The 15,678-nt window shown below is 59.0% G+C and carries 16 protein-coding genes and 2 pseudogenes; 9 read left to right on the top strand and 9 right to left on the bottom strand.

Annotated elements, in window-relative coordinates; translation table 11 throughout:
• Positions 1 to 249: 249 nt before the first annotated feature.
• The 3 genes from JZX87_RS27995 to JZX87_RS27985 are packed head-to-tail and all read right to left on the bottom strand — an operon-like array spanning position 250 to position 2,241.
• Positions 250 to 1,218, bottom strand: a complete 969-nt coding sequence (locus tag JZX87_RS27995; protein WP_206829074.1) for a DUF3618 domain-containing protein — start codon at positions 1,216 to 1,218, stop codon at positions 250 to 252.
• Positions 1,218 to 1,634 carry a phage holin family protein gene (locus JZX87_RS27990; protein WP_206829073.1) on the bottom strand — a complete coding sequence of 139 codons (417 nt, stop codon included), beginning with the start codon at positions 1,632 to 1,634 and terminating at the stop codon, positions 1,218 to 1,220. The genes JZX87_RS27995 and JZX87_RS27990 overlap by 1 nt, the downstream gene beginning before the upstream one ends.
• Positions 1,627 to 2,241 carry a nutrient deprivation-induced protein gene (locus JZX87_RS27985; RefSeq protein WP_206829072.1) on the bottom strand — a complete coding sequence of 205 codons (615 nt, stop codon included), beginning with the start codon at positions 2,239 to 2,241 and terminating at the stop codon, positions 1,627 to 1,629. Before JZX87_RS27985 ends, JZX87_RS27990 begins: the two co-directional genes overlap by 8 nt.
• 189 nt (positions 2,242 to 2,430) lie before the next feature.
• Here JZX87_RS27985 and JZX87_RS31580 point away from each other — a divergent pair, with 189 nt between their 5' ends.
• A complete protein-coding gene (locus JZX87_RS31580) occupies positions 2,431 to 2,652 on the top strand; it encodes a hypothetical protein (protein WP_286195133.1) in 222 nt (73 codons plus the stop codon).
• Between the two features lie 46 nt (positions 2,653 to 2,698).
• Here the strand turns inward: JZX87_RS31580 and JZX87_RS27980 are convergent, their stop codons facing one another.
• Positions 2,699 to 2,965 carry a hypothetical protein gene (locus tag JZX87_RS27980; RefSeq protein ID WP_206829101.1) on the bottom strand — a complete coding sequence of 89 codons (267 nt, stop codon included), beginning with the start codon at positions 2,963 to 2,965 and terminating at the stop codon, positions 2,699 to 2,701.
• A gap of 274 nt (positions 2,966 to 3,239) precedes the next feature.
• On the opposite strand from JZX87_RS27980, the gene JZX87_RS27975 reads away from it, so the two are divergent.
• The 6 genes and pseudogenes from JZX87_RS27975 (at position 3,240) to alaE (JZX87_RS31915) (ending at position 13,006) form a co-directional block, all read left to right on the top strand.
• Entirely contained in the window at positions 3,240 to 4,079 is an 840-nt protein-coding gene (locus tag JZX87_RS27975; RefSeq protein WP_404946386.1) for a glycosyltransferase, read from the top strand.
• Between the two features lie 192 nt (positions 4,080 to 4,271).
• Positions 4,272 to 6,512, top strand: a complete 2,241-nt coding sequence (gene glf / locus JZX87_RS27970) for a UDP-galactopyranose mutase (protein ID WP_502711346.1) — start codon at positions 4,272 to 4,274, stop codon at positions 6,510 to 6,512.
• On the top strand, positions 6,505 to 9,744 hold the full coding sequence (locus JZX87_RS27965; protein ID WP_353654280.1) for a glycosyltransferase: 3,240 nt from the start codon (positions 6,505 to 6,507) through the stop codon (positions 9,742 to 9,744). Before glf ends, JZX87_RS27965 begins: the two co-directional genes overlap by 8 nt.
• Complete coding sequence (locus JZX87_RS27960) at positions 9,741 to 11,990, top strand: glycosyltransferase family 4 protein (protein ID WP_206829070.1); 2,250 nt, start codon at positions 9,741 to 9,743, stop codon at positions 11,988 to 11,990. The genes JZX87_RS27965 and JZX87_RS27960 overlap by 4 nt, the downstream gene beginning before the upstream one ends.
• 504 nt (positions 11,991 to 12,494) lie before the next feature.
• A pseudogene (alaE, locus tag JZX87_RS31920) lies at positions 12,495 to 12,668 on the top strand (L-alanine exporter AlaE); the annotation flags it as partial.
• Positions 12,647 to 13,006 carry an L-alanine exporter AlaE gene (alaE, locus tag JZX87_RS31915; RefSeq protein ID WP_353654277.1) on the top strand — a complete coding sequence of 120 codons (360 nt, stop codon included), beginning with the start codon at positions 12,647 to 12,649 and terminating at the stop codon, positions 13,004 to 13,006. The pseudogene alaE (JZX87_RS31920) and the gene alaE (JZX87_RS31915), both read left to right, overlap by 22 nt.
• Here alaE (JZX87_RS31915) and JZX87_RS27945 read toward each other — a convergent pair.
• From JZX87_RS27945 to JZX87_RS27925, 5 genes are all read right to left on the bottom strand, one after another.
• The gene (locus JZX87_RS27945) at positions 12,926 to 13,204 is read right to left on the bottom strand and encodes a hypothetical protein (protein WP_148147888.1); all 279 of its coding nucleotides are present in this window, start codon (positions 13,202 to 13,204) and stop codon (positions 12,926 to 12,928) included. The genes alaE (JZX87_RS31915) and JZX87_RS27945 overlap by 81 nt on opposite strands.
• A gap of 10 nt (positions 13,205 to 13,214) precedes the next feature.
• Positions 13,215 to 13,514 (bottom strand): DUF982 domain-containing protein, encoded by a 300-nt coding sequence (locus JZX87_RS27940; protein WP_148147934.1) that lies wholly within the window; start codon positions 13,512 to 13,514, stop codon positions 13,215 to 13,217.
• 77 nt (positions 13,515 to 13,591) lie between these two features.
• On the bottom strand, positions 13,592 to 14,065 hold the full coding sequence (locus JZX87_RS27935; RefSeq protein ID WP_206829067.1) for an Hsp20 family protein: 474 nt from the start codon (positions 14,063 to 14,065) through the stop codon (positions 13,592 to 13,594).
• A gap of 149 nt (positions 14,066 to 14,214) precedes the next feature.
• Complete coding sequence (locus tag JZX87_RS27930) at positions 14,215 to 14,505, bottom strand: hypothetical protein (RefSeq protein ID WP_148147890.1); 291 nt, start codon at positions 14,503 to 14,505, stop codon at positions 14,215 to 14,217.
• A 94-nt stretch (positions 14,506 to 14,599) separates the two neighbouring features.
• On the bottom strand, positions 14,600 to 14,872 hold the full coding sequence (locus JZX87_RS27925) for an usg protein (RefSeq protein WP_183686991.1): 273 nt from the start codon (positions 14,870 to 14,872) through the stop codon (positions 14,600 to 14,602).
• A gap of 275 nt (positions 14,873 to 15,147) precedes the next feature.
• Here JZX87_RS27925 and JZX87_RS27920 point away from each other — a divergent pair, with 275 nt between their 5' ends.
• Together JZX87_RS27920 and groEL are read left to right on the top strand one after the other, a co-directional pair.
• Positions 15,148 to 15,462: a co-chaperone GroES gene (locus JZX87_RS27920; protein ID WP_148147892.1), complete on the top strand. Its 315-nt coding sequence runs from the start codon at positions 15,148 to 15,150 to the stop codon at positions 15,460 to 15,462.
• A 52-nt stretch (positions 15,463 to 15,514) separates the two neighbouring features.
• Positions 15,515 to 15,678, top strand: a pseudogene (gene groEL, locus JZX87_RS27915) (chaperonin GroEL); the annotation flags it as partial.

The raw sequence follows: 15,678 nt of genomic DNA, 5'->3' as shown, positions 1-15,678 counted from the left end.
TATTTTAGGCCCGCCATCACCAGGATTATCATTGCTCCAGCAACAGCCTTAGCCCATCAATCAGCGTCGACTGCAAGTCAGGATCTGATTGACGAGTTAATGTCCTTGAAAATCGAAGCGTCACCGTCGTCGATCATTGGAACTCAAGAATGGCAACAGCTACTCCTCTCGCGCCCCGTCACGGGCTCTGAGAGACGGCGAATAGATCGCCGCCCCGAGCATCGCCGTCCGGAATAAGGGGCTAGGACATTAACTCGTCGATGAAGGGCGTTCGCCGTCTTTGAACGATTGGGCTTCCTCGCGTATGCGATCGTGCGCGACGTCGTGAACATCTGCCGCAACTGAAACGGCCTTATTATAGGCCTCCGAGGCGATGCTTCCAGCTTTATCAAATGTTTTGGAAGCTTCAGCCGATACACGCATTTTGACACCGTCAGCGGCATCGCCAAGCGCTTCATCCTCCATCTGGGTCCGGGGAAGAGCGGCGCCGATTGCAGCACCGACGGCGAAGGCGAGCGCGCCGCCCACAAGTGGTTGATCCTTAAAATGCTTCTGAATGGCCTCATTGAACTGCGCGCCGGTGTGGGCTGCACTGTGCCCAGCGTCAGACAGTGTCTGGCCTGTCTTGCCTGCCGACCGCGTCAGATCGCTCCACGTATTTGAGACCCAACCGGACGCCTCTTCAAACAGCTTCCCCGCTTCGTCACGCAGGTCATTGTACTGACGCCCGGTAGCGTCGGCGAAGCCTCGAAAGGTCTTGCCGCTCTCATCGACAAAATGTCCTGCACGACGCCCTGTCTCGTCTGTCAGCGCCTTATACTGGCTGCCACCACCATCCGTGAAATGGCTATAGCGCTTATCTCCGTCGATCCTGACTGGTCCCGATCGGCGAAGGTCCCCTTTGACGATTGCTAGCGGATACTCCTCCTTACCTCGACTGGCAGAAGATGAAATGTTTGTCTTCGGACCCGCCATCAAACATGCAAGTCCGACGCCCAGCAGTGCCATGGGCATAGGGTTGTTTCTGACCGCTGCACCGAGATTGGACACGTACTCGCCTCCGCCGCTCGATTTGGCGTAATTGAGAATTTCATCTACCAACTGTCCGGGCGACATGCGTTGCCGGATCGCGTCAAGCCGGTCTTCGATGCGACGGCGGTCTTCAGCAATTTCTTGCTCGATTTCCGCAGAATTTCGATTTTCTGAAGTGTAGGCCATCACGTTCTATCCTTCACGATTTTCGCATCCTGATGAAGCGAGGCGGTGGTGCGGTCGAGCTTGAGGTTGCCGCCCTGGAACGCCGCAAGGCCGCGGGTGATGAGGCCCCACGCAACCAATGCGGCGACAAGGCCGACAACAACAGATGAAAGGGCATCAGCGTTGTGTTCTGCCATGCCTTGCGCCACCAGAAATGCGGCAAGTCCATTCACCAAGGCCGCCAACAACACGCCGACGGCGCATATTGCGAGGACCAGACCGGCGGCGAATGCCTCGACGCCGACCAGAGCATGCGCGATTTTTTCGGAGGCTTCAGTCTTTGCGAGATTGATCTCCTTGCGAAACAGCCCGGAAATATCCCCGACAAGGCCGGTTACGAGTTCCGAGAGCGATCTTTCTTCCGTTGAGTTAGCCATTGCTGCGATCCTCTCTGCTGTATTGGCTTGTTGAAGCCGCACCAGACGGGGTGATCCCGATGGATACAGGAGCGGTGGGATTTTGCTCCGCTCTTGTTTTGCCGGCTGTGGATGGGCCATGTGCAGCCGAAGCGGTAATAAACCGGCTGGCGGCCAGGCCAGCAATGGCCGCGACTCCCAGAAAGGCAAGCGGCTGCTTGCGGCCAAAGTCTTCAGCCATTCCAGCGATCTCCGCCAGGCTGCGATCCTGAATGTTGTCGGAAAACGTCTTCATTGAGGTACCGATGCTGCGAGCAAACTTGCTCAAATCCCGATCGTCACCTTGTTCGAGTTCTTGTGCCACCCTGCCGATCGCAGCGGCAACGCTGCTCACCTTGCCAGCAATCAAGTTTTTCTGGCCCTCGACCGAGGCCTTGGCTTTTTCGGACGCACCAGACAGTTCTTGTCGCGCAAAATCGGACGCCGAACTAAAATCATCAGACAGTTTCTGTTTGATGTCGCCCGCCGCAGCGCCTCTCTCGACGATACCGTCGGCCTTTGAAGGGCTGTCCTTGTCAGGACCAGGGGCGGTCCGGCCGGAGCTGAAGCCCTGATTTATGTCCGTCATGAAACTCTCCCTTGAATGATCGGTCGTCATGCGACCGGCGCTCGAACCAGAGGAAGTTCGAATAGTTCCTTCAGCACAGACAAGATTATCGTTCGTCCATAGTCATCGAAATTATCCCGCATCCGGGCGCGGAAAAAAGGAACCATCTGCCACACCTCTTGTTAGCAGCACAGGAGAGGAGCTTTCGTTATGAGCGTTGCTATACGGACTGCCGGTGGGCAGGATACAACGGACCAATCGCCGCGATGGGAGGGCCCGGAAGAAATGCGCCCATGTGGCTATCTCACTGCGAAGGACAATCCCGACGCGGACAGAGACGCAGTCAACGACATTTGGACGCTCGAATTGGGTTACACCGAAGCTGCGGGACTCTTCAGACCACGCTTGATGAAGAACAGGAAACCGACCTGACGCTCTCGTCAATCGCCACGTCTGTGGTGAATCAGAACGCCGAGGGCTAATCTTCGGTCATTTTCATGCATACCAAGATATCCAAAGTTTTTAGGTCGCCGCCATTGGCGGCGTCATTCACACCCGGACGCATATTCTGGGGAGGCTTCACCATACGAGCATTGGAGCAATCGTGATCGATACGAGTAGGATTTTTGAGTTGGACCCAGATCTCACTGAACATTGCAAAAAAACCGGCTTTAATTCTGGCCTTCAGCGCTGAGGACCGCCCACTGATGGTCGGTGCGGGAAGACCACGTAATATCATCGTCATTAGCGACTTCCAGGACGGCCCTCCCTGCAGGGCGGACGTTCCGCCGGCGAGCTTGTTTCGCCGGCAATGGATGGAGGGCTCTCGAGGAGACCCACCGGATCCGTCACGGTCATCAGTGCCGGTGGACGTGGACGGTGGGTATATAGAGCGGTTCCCCCTCGCCGTTCTCAAAAGCGGCTTGGCCGACGCTGCCGAAATATGGACCCATTGGCGAGGAGAGAGCCCTCCGTCGGATCGTTGGGAAAATCCAATCTTACGAAGGCGAGCGTTCCGGATGAACGGGCCCGACGCGCCGTTTCGCTCCAATGATATGCTCGGTTACCTGCAAGCATTTGGGGCCCCGACGATTTTATGCGTTTGGGGCCTCGGTGTTAATGAAGATATCCTATCGGCTTGCCGCGACAGCTTCAAGATCTACAACTCGATTGACGCGCCCGCGCTGCGCGTTCCAATTGAGGTCAGCCGCCATTTTGATCTAGTCCTTACTGGGGCGGAGTGGCAATCGGAAGCAGTACGCGCACGTCATCCGCGGATGCGGACAGCCATTATGCCGATAGGACCAGAGTTCGCCTCCGGCAGCACTTTCAGGCCCCTCGGTCTGCCGAAAACCTATGATGTGATCTATGTCGCCGCAGCACAGCCGTACAAGCGGCACGATATTCTGTTCGAAGCTTTGCGAAAGCTGCCCCGGTCGATCAAGGCGTTATGCGTCTGCGGTTATGGCGAAATGATAGGTGACCTTCATGACCAAGCGCGCAGCTTGGCGATCAACGTCGATTTCGTCGATCCGCCGGGAGTTCCATTTGGTGAGGTTAATCGACTGATGAACCAAGCCAAAGTCGGAGTGGTCTGCGGGGTCAATGATGGGGCTCCCGCCATCTTGACTGAATACATGTTGGCAGGTCTCCCCGTTCTCGCCAACGATCAGCTGTGTTGCGGGCTGCAGTACATCACGTCTGAGACAGGCCGCACGTCTTCGCAGGATAGGTTCCATCAAGGCATAAGCGACATGCTGGAGGTGCACGACAGCTTCCACCCTCGCGATACCGTCCTTCGAAACTGGGCCTGGCAGCACAGTATACAAAAACTCGAGCGGATCATCGACGGTTCTTAGCCGGATATATTTTGCGGCGGTTGGAACTCGTGGACAAATCCTCTGTTCGAGGGGCTGGCGACCTTGGGGTGTTCAATGAATTTAGTGAGTGCATTTACGCAATCGTCCAATGTGAGCGTGCCGGCCAATGCTCCTCTCGTCTGCTTTTCTCACCTAAGGTGGGATTTTGTACTGCAGCGACCACAGCATCTCATGCAACGTTTCTCACTGGAGCGTCAGGTCTTCTTTTTTGAAGAATTCATTCCGAGCGATCATCATCTGCCATACCTGGAGATCCACCCATTCGAAGGAACTAGCGTCAAGGCAATCCGTCCGCGCGTTCCCCATTGGTGGAGCGAAGCCGATCGAGAGGCTGCTCTTTCCCGCCTGCTGGACGATCTGCTGGCATTGCATGGCGGCCGGAAACCTGTCCTCTGGTTCTACACGCCGATGATGTTCGGCTTTGCCAAGCATGTCGAAGCCGCGGCCGTCATCTATGACTGCATGGACGAGCTGGCCAATTTCAAGCTGGCTCCCTCAAACATTAGGGAAACGGAAGACGCTCTGATTACCCGCGCGGACGCGGTCTTCACCGGCGGTTTCAGCCTTTACGAGGTGAAGAAACATCGGCACGACAATATCCATCCCTTCCCGTCGAGCGTCGATGCCCATCACTTCCGCAGGTCCCGTTGCAGATTGCCTGAGCCGGTGGACCAGGCGGCCATCCCTCACCCCCGCCTTGGGTACTACGGCGTCATCGATGAAAGGCTGGATCTTGAATTGATCCGCTCCACGGCGGCAGCGCGGTCCGGCTTTTCATTTGTCTTTCTCGGACCTGTCGCCAAGATTTCGCCCGACGATTTGCCCCAGGCGCCCAACATCCATTACCTCGGGCGCAAAACCTATGCCGATCTGCCGGCCTATCTGTCAGGTTGGGACGTGGCCCTAATGCCATTTGCCCTGAACGAGGCAACCCGTTTCATCAGCCCAACCAAGACACCCGAATATCTTGCGGCCGGCCGGCCGGTCGTCGGCACGCGTGTCACCGACGTCGTGCGCACCTATGGCAACGTGCCCGGCGTATTCCTGGCCGACGGTGTAGAGAATTTCGGGAAAGCCTGCGATGCCGCACTGGCAATGACACGATCGAGCAGTAACTGGCTGCAGGCCGTGGACGAAGTTCTTGCGCAGTCGTCTTGGGACGCCACATTCGACAGCATGTCGGCTTTGGTCGAGCAGGCAGTCTCGTGCAGCGCCACCGTGCCTCCTCCGCCCAAAAGACTGTTGCTGCGCAATCCTCGGCGTACCGAACCGGAAAAATACGACTATCTGATCGTGGGAGCAGGTTTTGCGGGATCGGTTCTGGCCGAACGCCTGGCCGACGGTTCGAACAAGAAGATCCTGGTCTGCGACAAGCGGCCCCATATCGGCGGCAATGCCTACGATCATTACGACGAGGCCGGCATCCTGGTACACAAATACGGGCCGCATATCTTCCATACCAATAGCGAGGATGTCTTTGCTTACCTGTCACGCTTCACCGCATGGCGACCCTACGAACATCGTGTGCTGGCCCAGATCGGCGATCTGCGTCTCCCTGTCCCGATCAACCGCACAACCCTCAACGGCCTCTACGGTCTCGATCTCTCCACGGAAGCGGCCGCGGCCCTGTTTCTGGCGGGCCGAGCCGAACCATGTGATCCGATCGTGACGTCGAAAGACGTCGTGATATCGCAGGTTGGATCAGAACTTTATCGCATGTTTTTCGAAGGTTACACCCGCAAGCAATGGGGCCTCGATCCGTCCGACCTCGACCGTTCGGTAACGGCGCGCATCCCGACCCGCACCAACGAGGACGACCGCTATTTCCTCGATACGTTCCAGGCCATGCCGCTTGATGGCTACACCCGCATGTTCGAGCGGATGCTGGACCATGAGAACATTAGAGTAATGCTGGACACCGATTTTGCGGAACTCGATCAGGCGGGCTTGGCCAGCCACACGATCTTCACCGGACCTATCGACGAATATTTCGGGCACAGGTTCGGACGCCTGCCCTATCGCAGCCTGAAATTCCGTCACGAGACGCATGATGCGAGGCGGTTACTGCCGGTCGGCGTCGTCAACTTCCCTTCGCAGGACGTGCCGCACACGCGCGTCACCGAATACAAGCATCTGACCGGTCAGGTTCATCGCAAGACCAGCATCAGTTATGAATATGCCTGCGCGGAGGGGGATCCCTATTACCCCATCCCCCGCCCGGAGAACCAGGCGCTCTACAAACGCTATGGGGAGCTGGCGCGCGAGCGGGATGACGTGACCTTCGCTGGGCGGCTGGGCACCTATAAATATTACAACATGGACCAGGTCGTCGGGCAAGCGCTCGCCACCTACAGGCGCCTGCAGAAACGACATGATGTCGGCGGGGTCTTGGCCGATGTCCAGCGTGACTGAAAAGCCGCGTATCCTTCTGGCGACCGACAGTCGGGATCCATCCGGCATGGGCGAGCATATGCTGGCGCTTGCCCGTGGACTGAGCCCGCAATGGGACGTCGGCATCTGCTTGATCTCGGAGGATCGCGCAGGCTTGTTGCCCCGCGCCGCTCGCCATGGACTGGGCGTCAGGATTGCGCGAGATCAACACGAGTTCTGCCGTTGGATGGCAACTGCCTCGCTCGATCTCCTGCATGTCCATGCCGGGATCGGCTGGGAGGGGCATGACTTGGCCGCAGCCGGATTGGCCGCGGGCATCCCGGTCATCAGGACCGAGCATCTCCCCTATATGCTGACCGACCCCGAACAGCAGGAGCGATACCAACAGCAGACGCGGGACCTCGCCCACCACATCGTCGTCTCCACCGCCTCGGCTGCAAGCTTCCATGACCGGATCGAGCCGACACGCATGACGGTGATCCGCAACGGCATCTTTCCCCTTGCGCCGACACGCGCTTCGTCGCGGATCAGGCGGGAGATGGGATATGAAAGTCGGATCGTCCTGCTGACGATCGCGCGTTTCACGCCCCAGAAGGACCATGCGACCCTGCTGTATGCCCTGCCCGGCATCATCAAATCCTACCCTTCCGTTGTCCTGCTACTGGTCGGCTCGGGCAACGAGCAGGAGACGCTGAGGGTACTGGCGACCGCGCTGGATATTGCTGACCATGTCCACTTCCTCGGGCAGCGGACGGACGTCGCCGACATCATGGCGATCGCCGACCTCTTGATTCTCCCTTCCCGCTTCGAAGGCTTGCCGCTTGTGGTTCTGGAGGCCATGTCGCTTGGGGTTCCGGTGGTTGCGACGCGAATTGGCGGGACCGAGGAAGCGCTGGGCGAAAATCACCCTTTCTTCGCCAAACCCGGCGAACCGCAGTCGATGGCCACTGCCATCGCTGACGCGCTGGCCGAGCCTCACCGCCTTGCGGTAGTCGGGCAGGCCGGAAGCGACCGTTTTCAGACCAGTTTTTCCGCTCACCGAATGGCTGTTGAGACGGGCGCGGTCTACGACCGTTTCGTTAGCAGGCCGGCCAGCCAAATGCAAAAGGACAATTCCATGAAAAAGACCCGTCTCGCCTTCATCGGCGCCGGGGGCATTGCCCAGCGGCACCTAGACATTCTGGCAGGCTTCGACGATGTGGAGCTCGCCGGTTTTGCTGATCCCGATATCGCCCGCGTCGACCATGCGGCCATGCGCTTCGGCGCGAAATCCTTCCAGCATCATCGCGACATGCTGGACGCCGTGAGCCCGGACGCCGTATACGTCTGCATTCCGCCCTTTGCCCATGGCGAGCCGGAGCGCGATCTGATCGAGCGCGGCATTCCATTCTTCGTCGAAAAACCCGTTTCTCTCGACCTCCCGACTGCCGAGGAGATCTCCAAGGCTGTGACGGCCAGCGGGCTGATCACGAGTGTCGGATACCACTGGCGTTATCTCGATATCGTCGATGAGGCGAAAGGCCTGCTGGCCGAAAACCCCGCCCAACTTCTTTCGGGCTACTGGCTGGATTCCACCCCGCCGCCGCAATGGTGGTGGAAGCAGGACAAGTCCGGCGGCCAGATGATCGAGCAGACGACGCATCTTCTCGATCTGGCACGTTTTCTCGTCGGCGAGGTGACCGAGGTCTACGGGCGCGTCGGCCACCAGGAGCGGCCGGAATTTCCCGGGCTCGACGTGCCGACGGTCACCACCGCAAGCCTCACCTTCGAGGCCGGCGTGGTCGCCAACTTTGCCTCGACCTGCCTGCTTGGCTGGAACCATCGCGTCGGCCTGCACATCTTTGCCGATCGCCTGGCCATCGAACTGACCGACCGCGATATCATGGTCGATGTCGGGCGCGGGCGGCCGATGCGTGGCGCCAATGGCGATCCCGTCTGGCGCGAGGATCGCGACTTCATCGATGCCGTCAGCGGCGGCGAAAACCGAATCCGCTGTTCCTATGCCGATGCGCTCGTCACCCACCGGCTGGCGCTGGCGGTTGTCGCGTCGGCGCGCAGCGGCGAACCCGTGCGGCTGGCCGTACCAGATACGCCGCGCATTCCACCTTCGCCCCTGCGGTTCCAGCCGCGGGTGGAGGCGCCGCAGGGCCTACCGCTCGGTCATCGCAAGGTGCGTTCGCTCGGTGTCGAGGCGCCCGGCCGGGCTTATTTCTTCGAATACGAGGAAGGCCCGACGGCCGATGGCCATGTGCGTCTCGAAACGCTCTATACCGGTTTGTCGGCCGGAACCGAGCTCACTTTCCTGAAAAACACCAACCCGTATTTCCGCTCCCGCTTCGATGGCGGCCGCGGCGTGTTCGTCGAGGACGAGCCCGACCTGCTTTATCCCGTTCCGTTCCTTGGCTACATGGAGGTGGCGCGGGTATCGCAGTCCCGGGCAGGCGACTTCTGCGACGGGGCGGTCATGGCCTCGGCCTACGGACACAAGAGCGGCCACACGGCGGATCCTTCCCATGACGTGCTGATCCCGCTGCCCGAGGGGATCGATCCAGTGCTCGGTGTGCTGGTGGCGCAGATGGGCCCTATCTGCGCTAACGGCATCCTGCACGCAGATGCGGAAGCGTTCGGAATGCACGTTCCCGCGCTCGGCGCCGGCGTGAAGGGCCGTCCGGTCCTTATCATCGGTGCCGGCACCGTCGGACTGATGACCGCGCTGTTTGCGAGGCAACTCGGCGCCTCGGATGTCGTCATCACCGACCCGTCCGACTTCCGCCGCGGCAAGGCGGAGGCAATGGGCCTTACCGCCATGACGGAGGATCAGGCCTGGCAACATGCCAAGGCACGCTGGCATGACGGCGCCATGGGACGCGGGGCGGATCTCGTATTCCAGACCCGCGCCCATGCCGGCAGCCTACAAACGGCGCTCAAGGCCTTGCGGCCGCAAGGCACGGTCATAGACCTGGCTTTCTACCAGGGCGGCGCCGATCATTTGCGGCTGGGTGAGGAATTTCATCACAACGGCCTCAACATCCGCTGTGCGCAGATAAACCGGGTTCCCCGCGGGTTCGCGCCGCTCTGGGATCGTCGCCGGCTTGCCCGCGCGACCCTCGATCTGCTGGCGAAGGAGGGCAAGATGATCCGCGAGCATATGATCACCCACATCGTGGCGATGGACGACGCCCCAGCCTTCCTCACCGACCTGATCGAGAACCGGCCGGACTTTCTCCAGGTCGTGTTTAAGGTGGGCGAATGAGCGTGGAATTTCACCCCCTCCGCATCCTGTTCGTCTTCGCCTGGCTGGTCGTCGGCGGAGAGGAAACCGAGGTGCGTCTGCTTGCACGAAACCTGGACCGCAAGCGCTATCGCATCGAAGTCGTCGCTTGCTTCCGCAAGCCCGGCATGCCGGAACAGACCCATGAACAGCTGCGGTCGCTGGGTGTCGATATCGACACCGCGCCCTACGAATTGTCGTTCGACGACACCGTCGCCTATCTCGCCGGCAAGATCCCCGGCTACGACGTCATCATTTCGTGCCAGAACGTCGCCGATATCTATCCGGCGCTGGAGCGCCTGCATCTTCGCCCACCGCTGATCGAGCATGGCGGGCTCGTTTCCGAAGCGCTGGCGGGACCGAAGCATTTCACCACCCGTTATGTCGGCGTATGTCGTTCGATCCGCGATGCCGCAGCGTCGCTGATGACCGGCCGCGAGCAACATGCCGTCGAAATCCCCTCCATGGTCGATCTTTCCGCCTTCGACCCGCTGCATCGATACGCTGCCCGGACCGCTCTCGGGATTGGCGACGATCAGGTGCTGATCGGCTGGGTGGGCCGTCTCGACCCGAAGAAGAATGTTGAGGACTTCATTGAGGCGGCGGCGCTGGTTCATGCCGTGGATACGCGCGCGCGCTTCGTCGTCGTCGGCGGACCGGACGCGTTCATGTCGGATTATGCGGCGAAACTGAGGACACTGGCGACCGCACGGGGCCTCGACGGCGTGCTGCAGTTTAAGGGCGACCGGAAGGACATCCCTTCCCTGCTGTCGGCATTCGATATCTTCACCTGGCTTTCGCGTGGCGAGGGAATGCCGCACGTCATCGCCGAAGCGGGCGCGGCCGGTCTCCCGGTGATCGCGACGCCCGACAACGGCGCGCTGCAGCAGATCGAGGATGGCGTCTCCGGCCTCTTCGTCCCCTTTGGCGATGCCGCGGCAATTGCCGGGCAGATGCGGTTGCTCATCGCAGTGCCGGATCGCCGGCACGATCTCGGCGCCGCATTGCGGCACAAGGTCGAGACCACCTATTCGGTCGAGGTCGTCATCCCGCAATGGGAAAAACTGCTTCAGGAGGTGCTTGTCGAACGGATTGCAGCCAAACCGTCCGGTCTCTTCCGGTCATTTCTTCAGGGCGGGTTCGAATGTTCGAGCCATCGCCTCCGGCCAGGGGAGAATGGGGCCGAGGGCCGACGCCTCGACATGATCGCGGCCATCGGCCACGACACCCATGCCGCACAGGATTATCGACAGCTTGCCGGCTTCGGTATCCGCACGGTGCGTGACGGATTTCGATGGCACCTGATCGAAAAGGCGGGCAGCTATGACTGGTCGAGTATCCGGCCGATGCTGCGGGCCGCCAAGGATGCCAAGACCCAGGTGATTTGGGACCTGCTGCATTACGGCTGGCCGGACGATCTCGACATCTGGGCACCGCGTTTCGTCGACCGGTTCGCACGCTATTGCGCCGCCTGCGCCCATGTGGTTCGGGAGGAAAGCGACGACGTCCCCTTCTATTGTCCCGTCAACGAGATTTCGTTCTTTTCCTGGGGTGGCGGAGATGTGGGTTATCTCAATCCATTCGCCCATGGCCGCGGCTTCGAGCTGAAGGTGCAGCTCGCCCGCGCCGCGGTCGCGGCCATGGATGCCGTGCTGGCTGTCGATCCACGCGCCCGTTTCGTCCATTGCGACCCCATCATCAATGTCATCACCGATCCCTCGCGACCGTCCGATGCGGGCGTTGCGGAAGGACATCGGCAGTCACAGTTCCAAGGCTGGGACCTGATCGCCGGGCGGATATGGCCGCAGATCGGCGGGAACGAGCGTTATCTCGACATCGTCGGCGTCAACTACTACTTCAACAACCAGTGGATCCACGGCGGACCAATGGTCGACATCGGCGATCCGCTTTACAAGCCACTCAGCAAGCTCCTGATCGAGACCTATGCGCGTTACGGGAAGCCCATGCTGATTGCCGAGACTGGGATCGAGGCCGCGCGGCGTGCGGCGTGGTTCCAATATGTCTCAACTCAGGCTGATCTCGCTATGAAAGCCGGCGTGCCGTTAGGAGGCATCTGCCTTTACCCGATCGTCAACCATCCCGGTTGGGATGACCAACGACCCTGCGAAAATGGTCTGCTCTCGGCAGCCTTCAGCACAACGGGGCGAGAGATCCATCAGCCGCTGGCAGATGCCATCGAGAGCTACAGCTTAGGACCGTATCGATAGGGACTGAAAGTCCTCGAACCGAAGCAGATAAATCTCGAGCCCTTTGGGCTCTTGAGCCAACTCGAGCCTGACACATCTCATACATTCAGGTCGGACGAGCAAGTCATTGAGATATTCCAGTTTCTTTCAAAAAAAGCTTAGAGCAATGACAATGGTCCCTGCACTATCAGCCCTTCCAGCCCTACAGCTCCGGCCTACCCCGTAATTCGCGCGAGCATAGATGCCTTGCGGATGCGCCGAACAAGAATGGCGCCGCGCGGCGATGGGAGCCGGAACCTGACGACGTCTCCGTCATCAATGAAGATCATGTGATTACCGCAAATGAGACAGATGTCCTTTTAATGGCTGCCAGAGGTGCGTAGCCCCTTGCGTAGTTCGGCGAGAACCTCGCCGCATTTCATCTCGGTTTTGGGCGGTGAAAATGAGGCAAATGGGCGCTGCAATCTTTGACGAAATTCGCAACAAATCGGCACATCAGTTCGGCTTTGAGAAACCGGTGTTCTCAATGAATACTTCAGCGCCGGTATGACTTGGGATGAGGTGATAAAGGCACGCCAAACGGGCGGCGTGCTCATGTTGCCAGTGGGCCGGCCTTATGGTGTCTGGCGCGACTGGATGATGGACCATGCAAAAAACACCCGCGCGTCTCGCCTACTTTGGACAGCCTCGCGATTTTGAGCTTTCAAGCGCAGATCTATGCCGGCATCATTACCTTCAGCGGCGCCTCCGGCGGGGGCCTCATCCGAGGCACACTCGGCGCAGCGGCGATGATGCTCGTGCTTGGGCGGCCTTACGGCGCGTTTCTCAAGTTCGTGCGCCAGTTATTTGGTCTTCCATCTCTTCCATCCACCGGGAGGATCGAAGCCTATGTCGCTCGGCACGGAACCCTAACCACCCGGATATCCGGCGTGGTAATTGTCCAGGCCGGCCACCCTTCAAGAGAGATACCGCCGGTCGAGTTCGATGAGTGCGTCCCGCACATCATCAATCGATACTGCTTCCGGCGTACCTGGTAACTGTCGAAGTGCCGGTCTCGAATCTAAGGAGTAGAGATCGGATGCCCAAGCGGCCAATATGGTACGCTTGTCATCAACAGACAGCGCTGAGGTTTCTACCACATCGCTAGGCCGCTGGAGTTGCAGGCCTTGCATCAAAACTACAGGCCCTATGGAAACAGCTTTGTCGGCCAGTTGTTGAAAAGTCGTTGCGTCCATGACCACGCCCTCACTGCACATGGGGATCCGTGTTGTTACGCGACCGAGCCGCCACAACCGCCGGCGTCCCGACCGTTACTAGATCATGCTTTTGTGCGAAAGCCACAAAGAACCCTCGCGCAGTCTCTGCTTCGATCTCGCCACGCAGTGCTGCCTGGCACGCGTTAAGGGCGACAGCGTGAGCCCTGTCTCTGAGTGAGCTTGGCCACTCAACAAGGTTTCGGTAGGCATCTGTCACCCCGCGAACTTGCGCCGGGAACCCCAGGCCGACAAGAATGGTGACGGGTTCTTTGAACATATCGGGTTTCATCATTCTCTCCTTCCCTACCTGGAATGTTGACGGGCGCCATCGCAACGGCGCCCTGACCTAATGTACGAGTTTCAGGATCACGCCGCTTTTTGGGCTTCGATCTGTGCTGGAGCGGCAGGGGTCAGCGTAGGTGCGCTCTGGATCGAAATCTTCCGCGGTTTCAGAGCCTCTGGGATTTCACGCACAAGCTCGATCGTCAGAAGACCGTTGTTCAAGTCGGCCCCATCCACGCGCACGTGATCAGCCAGTTCGAAGCGGTGCTCGAACGGACGACCTGCAACGCCGCGATGCAGATAGCCCTCCGACGGAGATTCTTGCTTCTTGCCGGTGACTGTCAGCAGATTGGACTGGAAGGTGATGTTAAGATCGTCCTGAGCGAAGCCCGCGACCGCGATCGAGATACGGTAGGTGTCGTCATCCGTTTTGACGATGTCATAGGGAGGCCAGTCGTTCGACGAGCGAGCGCGCTGCGCGTTTTCGAGAAGATTGACGATCCGGTCGAAGCCGACGCTCGAACGGTAGAGCGGTGCGTAATCATACGATGTTGCCATAGCCATATCCTCCTTGAAGCAACATGGGTACGGGAATGCCAAAAGCGGCGCTCCCGGCAAAGCCAGCCCATTATCCAGCGGCTGGCGACATTCGATTTTGGTTTGCCGATATTGCGATTCAAGATCTGTCGCGAAAAAAATCGACGGTATTAGTGGATCGAGCGGCTTAGGACGCGATGGGGATAAGTGGCCTTGAACTGCGATATCATTGCACATGCCCGCTGCAACAGGCGCGCAGCCGTTTCAGGCGTATCGCGCGCAAGGTCATCAGCGTTGGCACGGATCGCCTGAGCCAAGTTTGCAGACATCAAGGCGAAACGTCCCTCACCATACACCAGAGCGTCCTGGGACGTTGTCTCAAGCCACCGGGCGAAATCGATAATGATTTCTTCTCTTTCGGAAACGCTCGCGTTTTTCATGATCTCGATATTCTGTTCCATGCGGTCTCGACTCCATACAGACGTGGGAAAACGACCGAGCTCATCAAGCCTCGGCCGCCGCTCAGCTAGGAGACCAAGAAATCGAATTCAAGGTTCACTGCAGCTTGAATTCGCCATCGACGCGCCGCCATTCATTCGGCCCGATCAGGCACTGGTGGCTATAACGAACAGAGTGCAGAGGCCCATCGAGAGAGGCCTGCCAGAAATCCAGGAACTTGCGCATCTCGGGGAAATCGGGTGCGAGATCGTAGTCTTGCCAGACATAGGTCTGAAGAGCGAATTCAAAGTCCGGGATACGATAGAGGATTTGTGCGGTTGTAAGGCCGTAGCCATTGAGCTGCCGCTCCAGGTCCGATGAGAATTGCATGCTTCATCTCCGTTTCGTGACACTGCGAAGGTGACCCAAATTATGACCGACTTCAAGATGGAACCATTATTGTTGTCGAATTTACTCAACGATTGCAGTGCGTTAGCAGCCGACACGGCCGAGTGCTATTTTTTCAATTCACGCTCTTGAAATCGAAATATCTCAAAAATAAATTTTGCCCGCGAGCGCTCGACTGAGGTTCGCACCCGTCCGGATTGGTCACCCGGTCCGGCCAGGGTCTTCAACGTCATCATTTTTGCTCAACGGAGGAAAACATGTCGTTCCGACCGCTTCATGATCGCATTCTCGTCCGCCGGGTCGAATCCCAGGAAAAGACCAAAGGCGGCATCATCATTCCGGATACCGCCAAGGAAAAGCCATCCGAGGGCGAAGTCGTCGCCGTCGGTCCTGGTCCGCGAAACGAAACCGGCCAGATCCAGGCGCTCGACGTCAAGGCGGGCGATCGCATCCTGTTCGGCAAATGGTCAGGCACCGAAATCAAGATCAACGGTGAAGACCTGCTGATCATGAAGGAAAGCGACGTCTTGGGCATTGTTGAAGCCCAAGCCGAACGGAAGCAGGCTGCGTAATCACGCGCTGCCGCCCATCAGTCAAAAAGCTGCCTATTGAAGGAGTGAACAAATGGCTGCGAAAGAAGTCAAATTCAACACCGATGCCCGTGAACGCATGCTGCGTGGCGTCGATGTTCTCGCCAATGCGGTAAAAGTTACGCTTGGCCCGAAGGGCCGCAACGTCGTCATCGACAAGTCGTTCGGCGCGCCACGCATCACCAAGGACGGCGTTTC

The sequence above is a fragment of the Agrobacterium sp. Ap1 genome (assembly GCF_017313375.1).
GTDB classification, from domain to species: domain Bacteria; phylum Pseudomonadota; class Alphaproteobacteria; order Rhizobiales; family Rhizobiaceae; genus Neorhizobium; species Neorhizobium cellulosilyticum.
Note: the sequence above shows the minus strand (reverse complement) of the source record. Positions and strands in the feature narration are given on the sequence as shown.

What these genes read in the sequence shown, in the direction of transcription:
- glf (WP_502711346.1), top strand. Translation starts at nt 4,272, where the DNA reads ATGCAACGTTTCTCACTGGAGCGTCAGGTCTTCTTTTTTGAAGAATTC.
- JZX87_RS27930 (WP_148147890.1), bottom strand. Translation starts at nt 14,505, where the DNA reads ATGGAACAGAATATCGAGATCATGAAAAACGCGAGCGTTTCCGAAAGA.
- JZX87_RS27975 (WP_404946386.1), top strand. Translation starts at nt 3,240, where the DNA reads ATGAACGGGCCCGACGCGCCGTTTCGCTCCAATGATATGCTCGGTTAC.
- JZX87_RS27980 (WP_206829101.1), bottom strand. Translation starts at nt 2,965, where the DNA reads ATGACGATGATATTACGTGGTCTTCCCGCACCGACCATCAGTGGGCGG.
- JZX87_RS27995 (WP_206829074.1), bottom strand. Translation starts at nt 1,218, where the DNA reads ATGGCCTACACTTCAGAAAATCGAAATTCTGCGGAAATCGAGCAAGAA.
- JZX87_RS27940 (WP_148147934.1), bottom strand. Translation starts at nt 13,514, where the DNA reads ATGAAACCCGATATGTTCAAAGAACCCGTCACCATTCTTGTCGGCCTG.
- JZX87_RS27945 (WP_148147888.1), bottom strand. Translation starts at nt 13,204, where the DNA reads ATGGACGCAACGACTTTTCAACAACTGGCCGACAAAGCTGTTTCCATA.
- JZX87_RS27935 (WP_206829067.1), bottom strand. Translation starts at nt 14,065, where the DNA reads ATGGCAACATCGTATGATTACGCACCGCTCTACCGTTCGAGCGTCGGC.
- JZX87_RS27925 (WP_183686991.1), bottom strand. Translation starts at nt 14,872, where the DNA reads ATGCAATTCTCATCGGACCTGGAGCGGCAGCTCAATGGCTACGGCCTT.
- JZX87_RS27990 (WP_206829073.1), bottom strand. Translation starts at nt 1,634, where the DNA reads ATGGCTAACTCAACGGAAGAAAGATCGCTCTCGGAACTCGTAACCGGC.
- JZX87_RS31580 (WP_286195133.1), top strand. Translation starts at nt 2,431, where the DNA reads ATGAGCGTTGCTATACGGACTGCCGGTGGGCAGGATACAACGGACCAA.
- JZX87_RS27920 (WP_148147892.1), top strand. Translation starts at nt 15,148, where the DNA reads ATGTCGTTCCGACCGCTTCATGATCGCATTCTCGTCCGCCGGGTCGAA.
- JZX87_RS27960 (WP_206829070.1), top strand. Translation starts at nt 9,741, where the DNA reads ATGAGCGTGGAATTTCACCCCCTCCGCATCCTGTTCGTCTTCGCCTGG.
- JZX87_RS27985 (WP_206829072.1), bottom strand. Translation starts at nt 2,241, where the DNA reads ATGACGGACATAAATCAGGGCTTCAGCTCCGGCCGGACCGCCCCTGGT.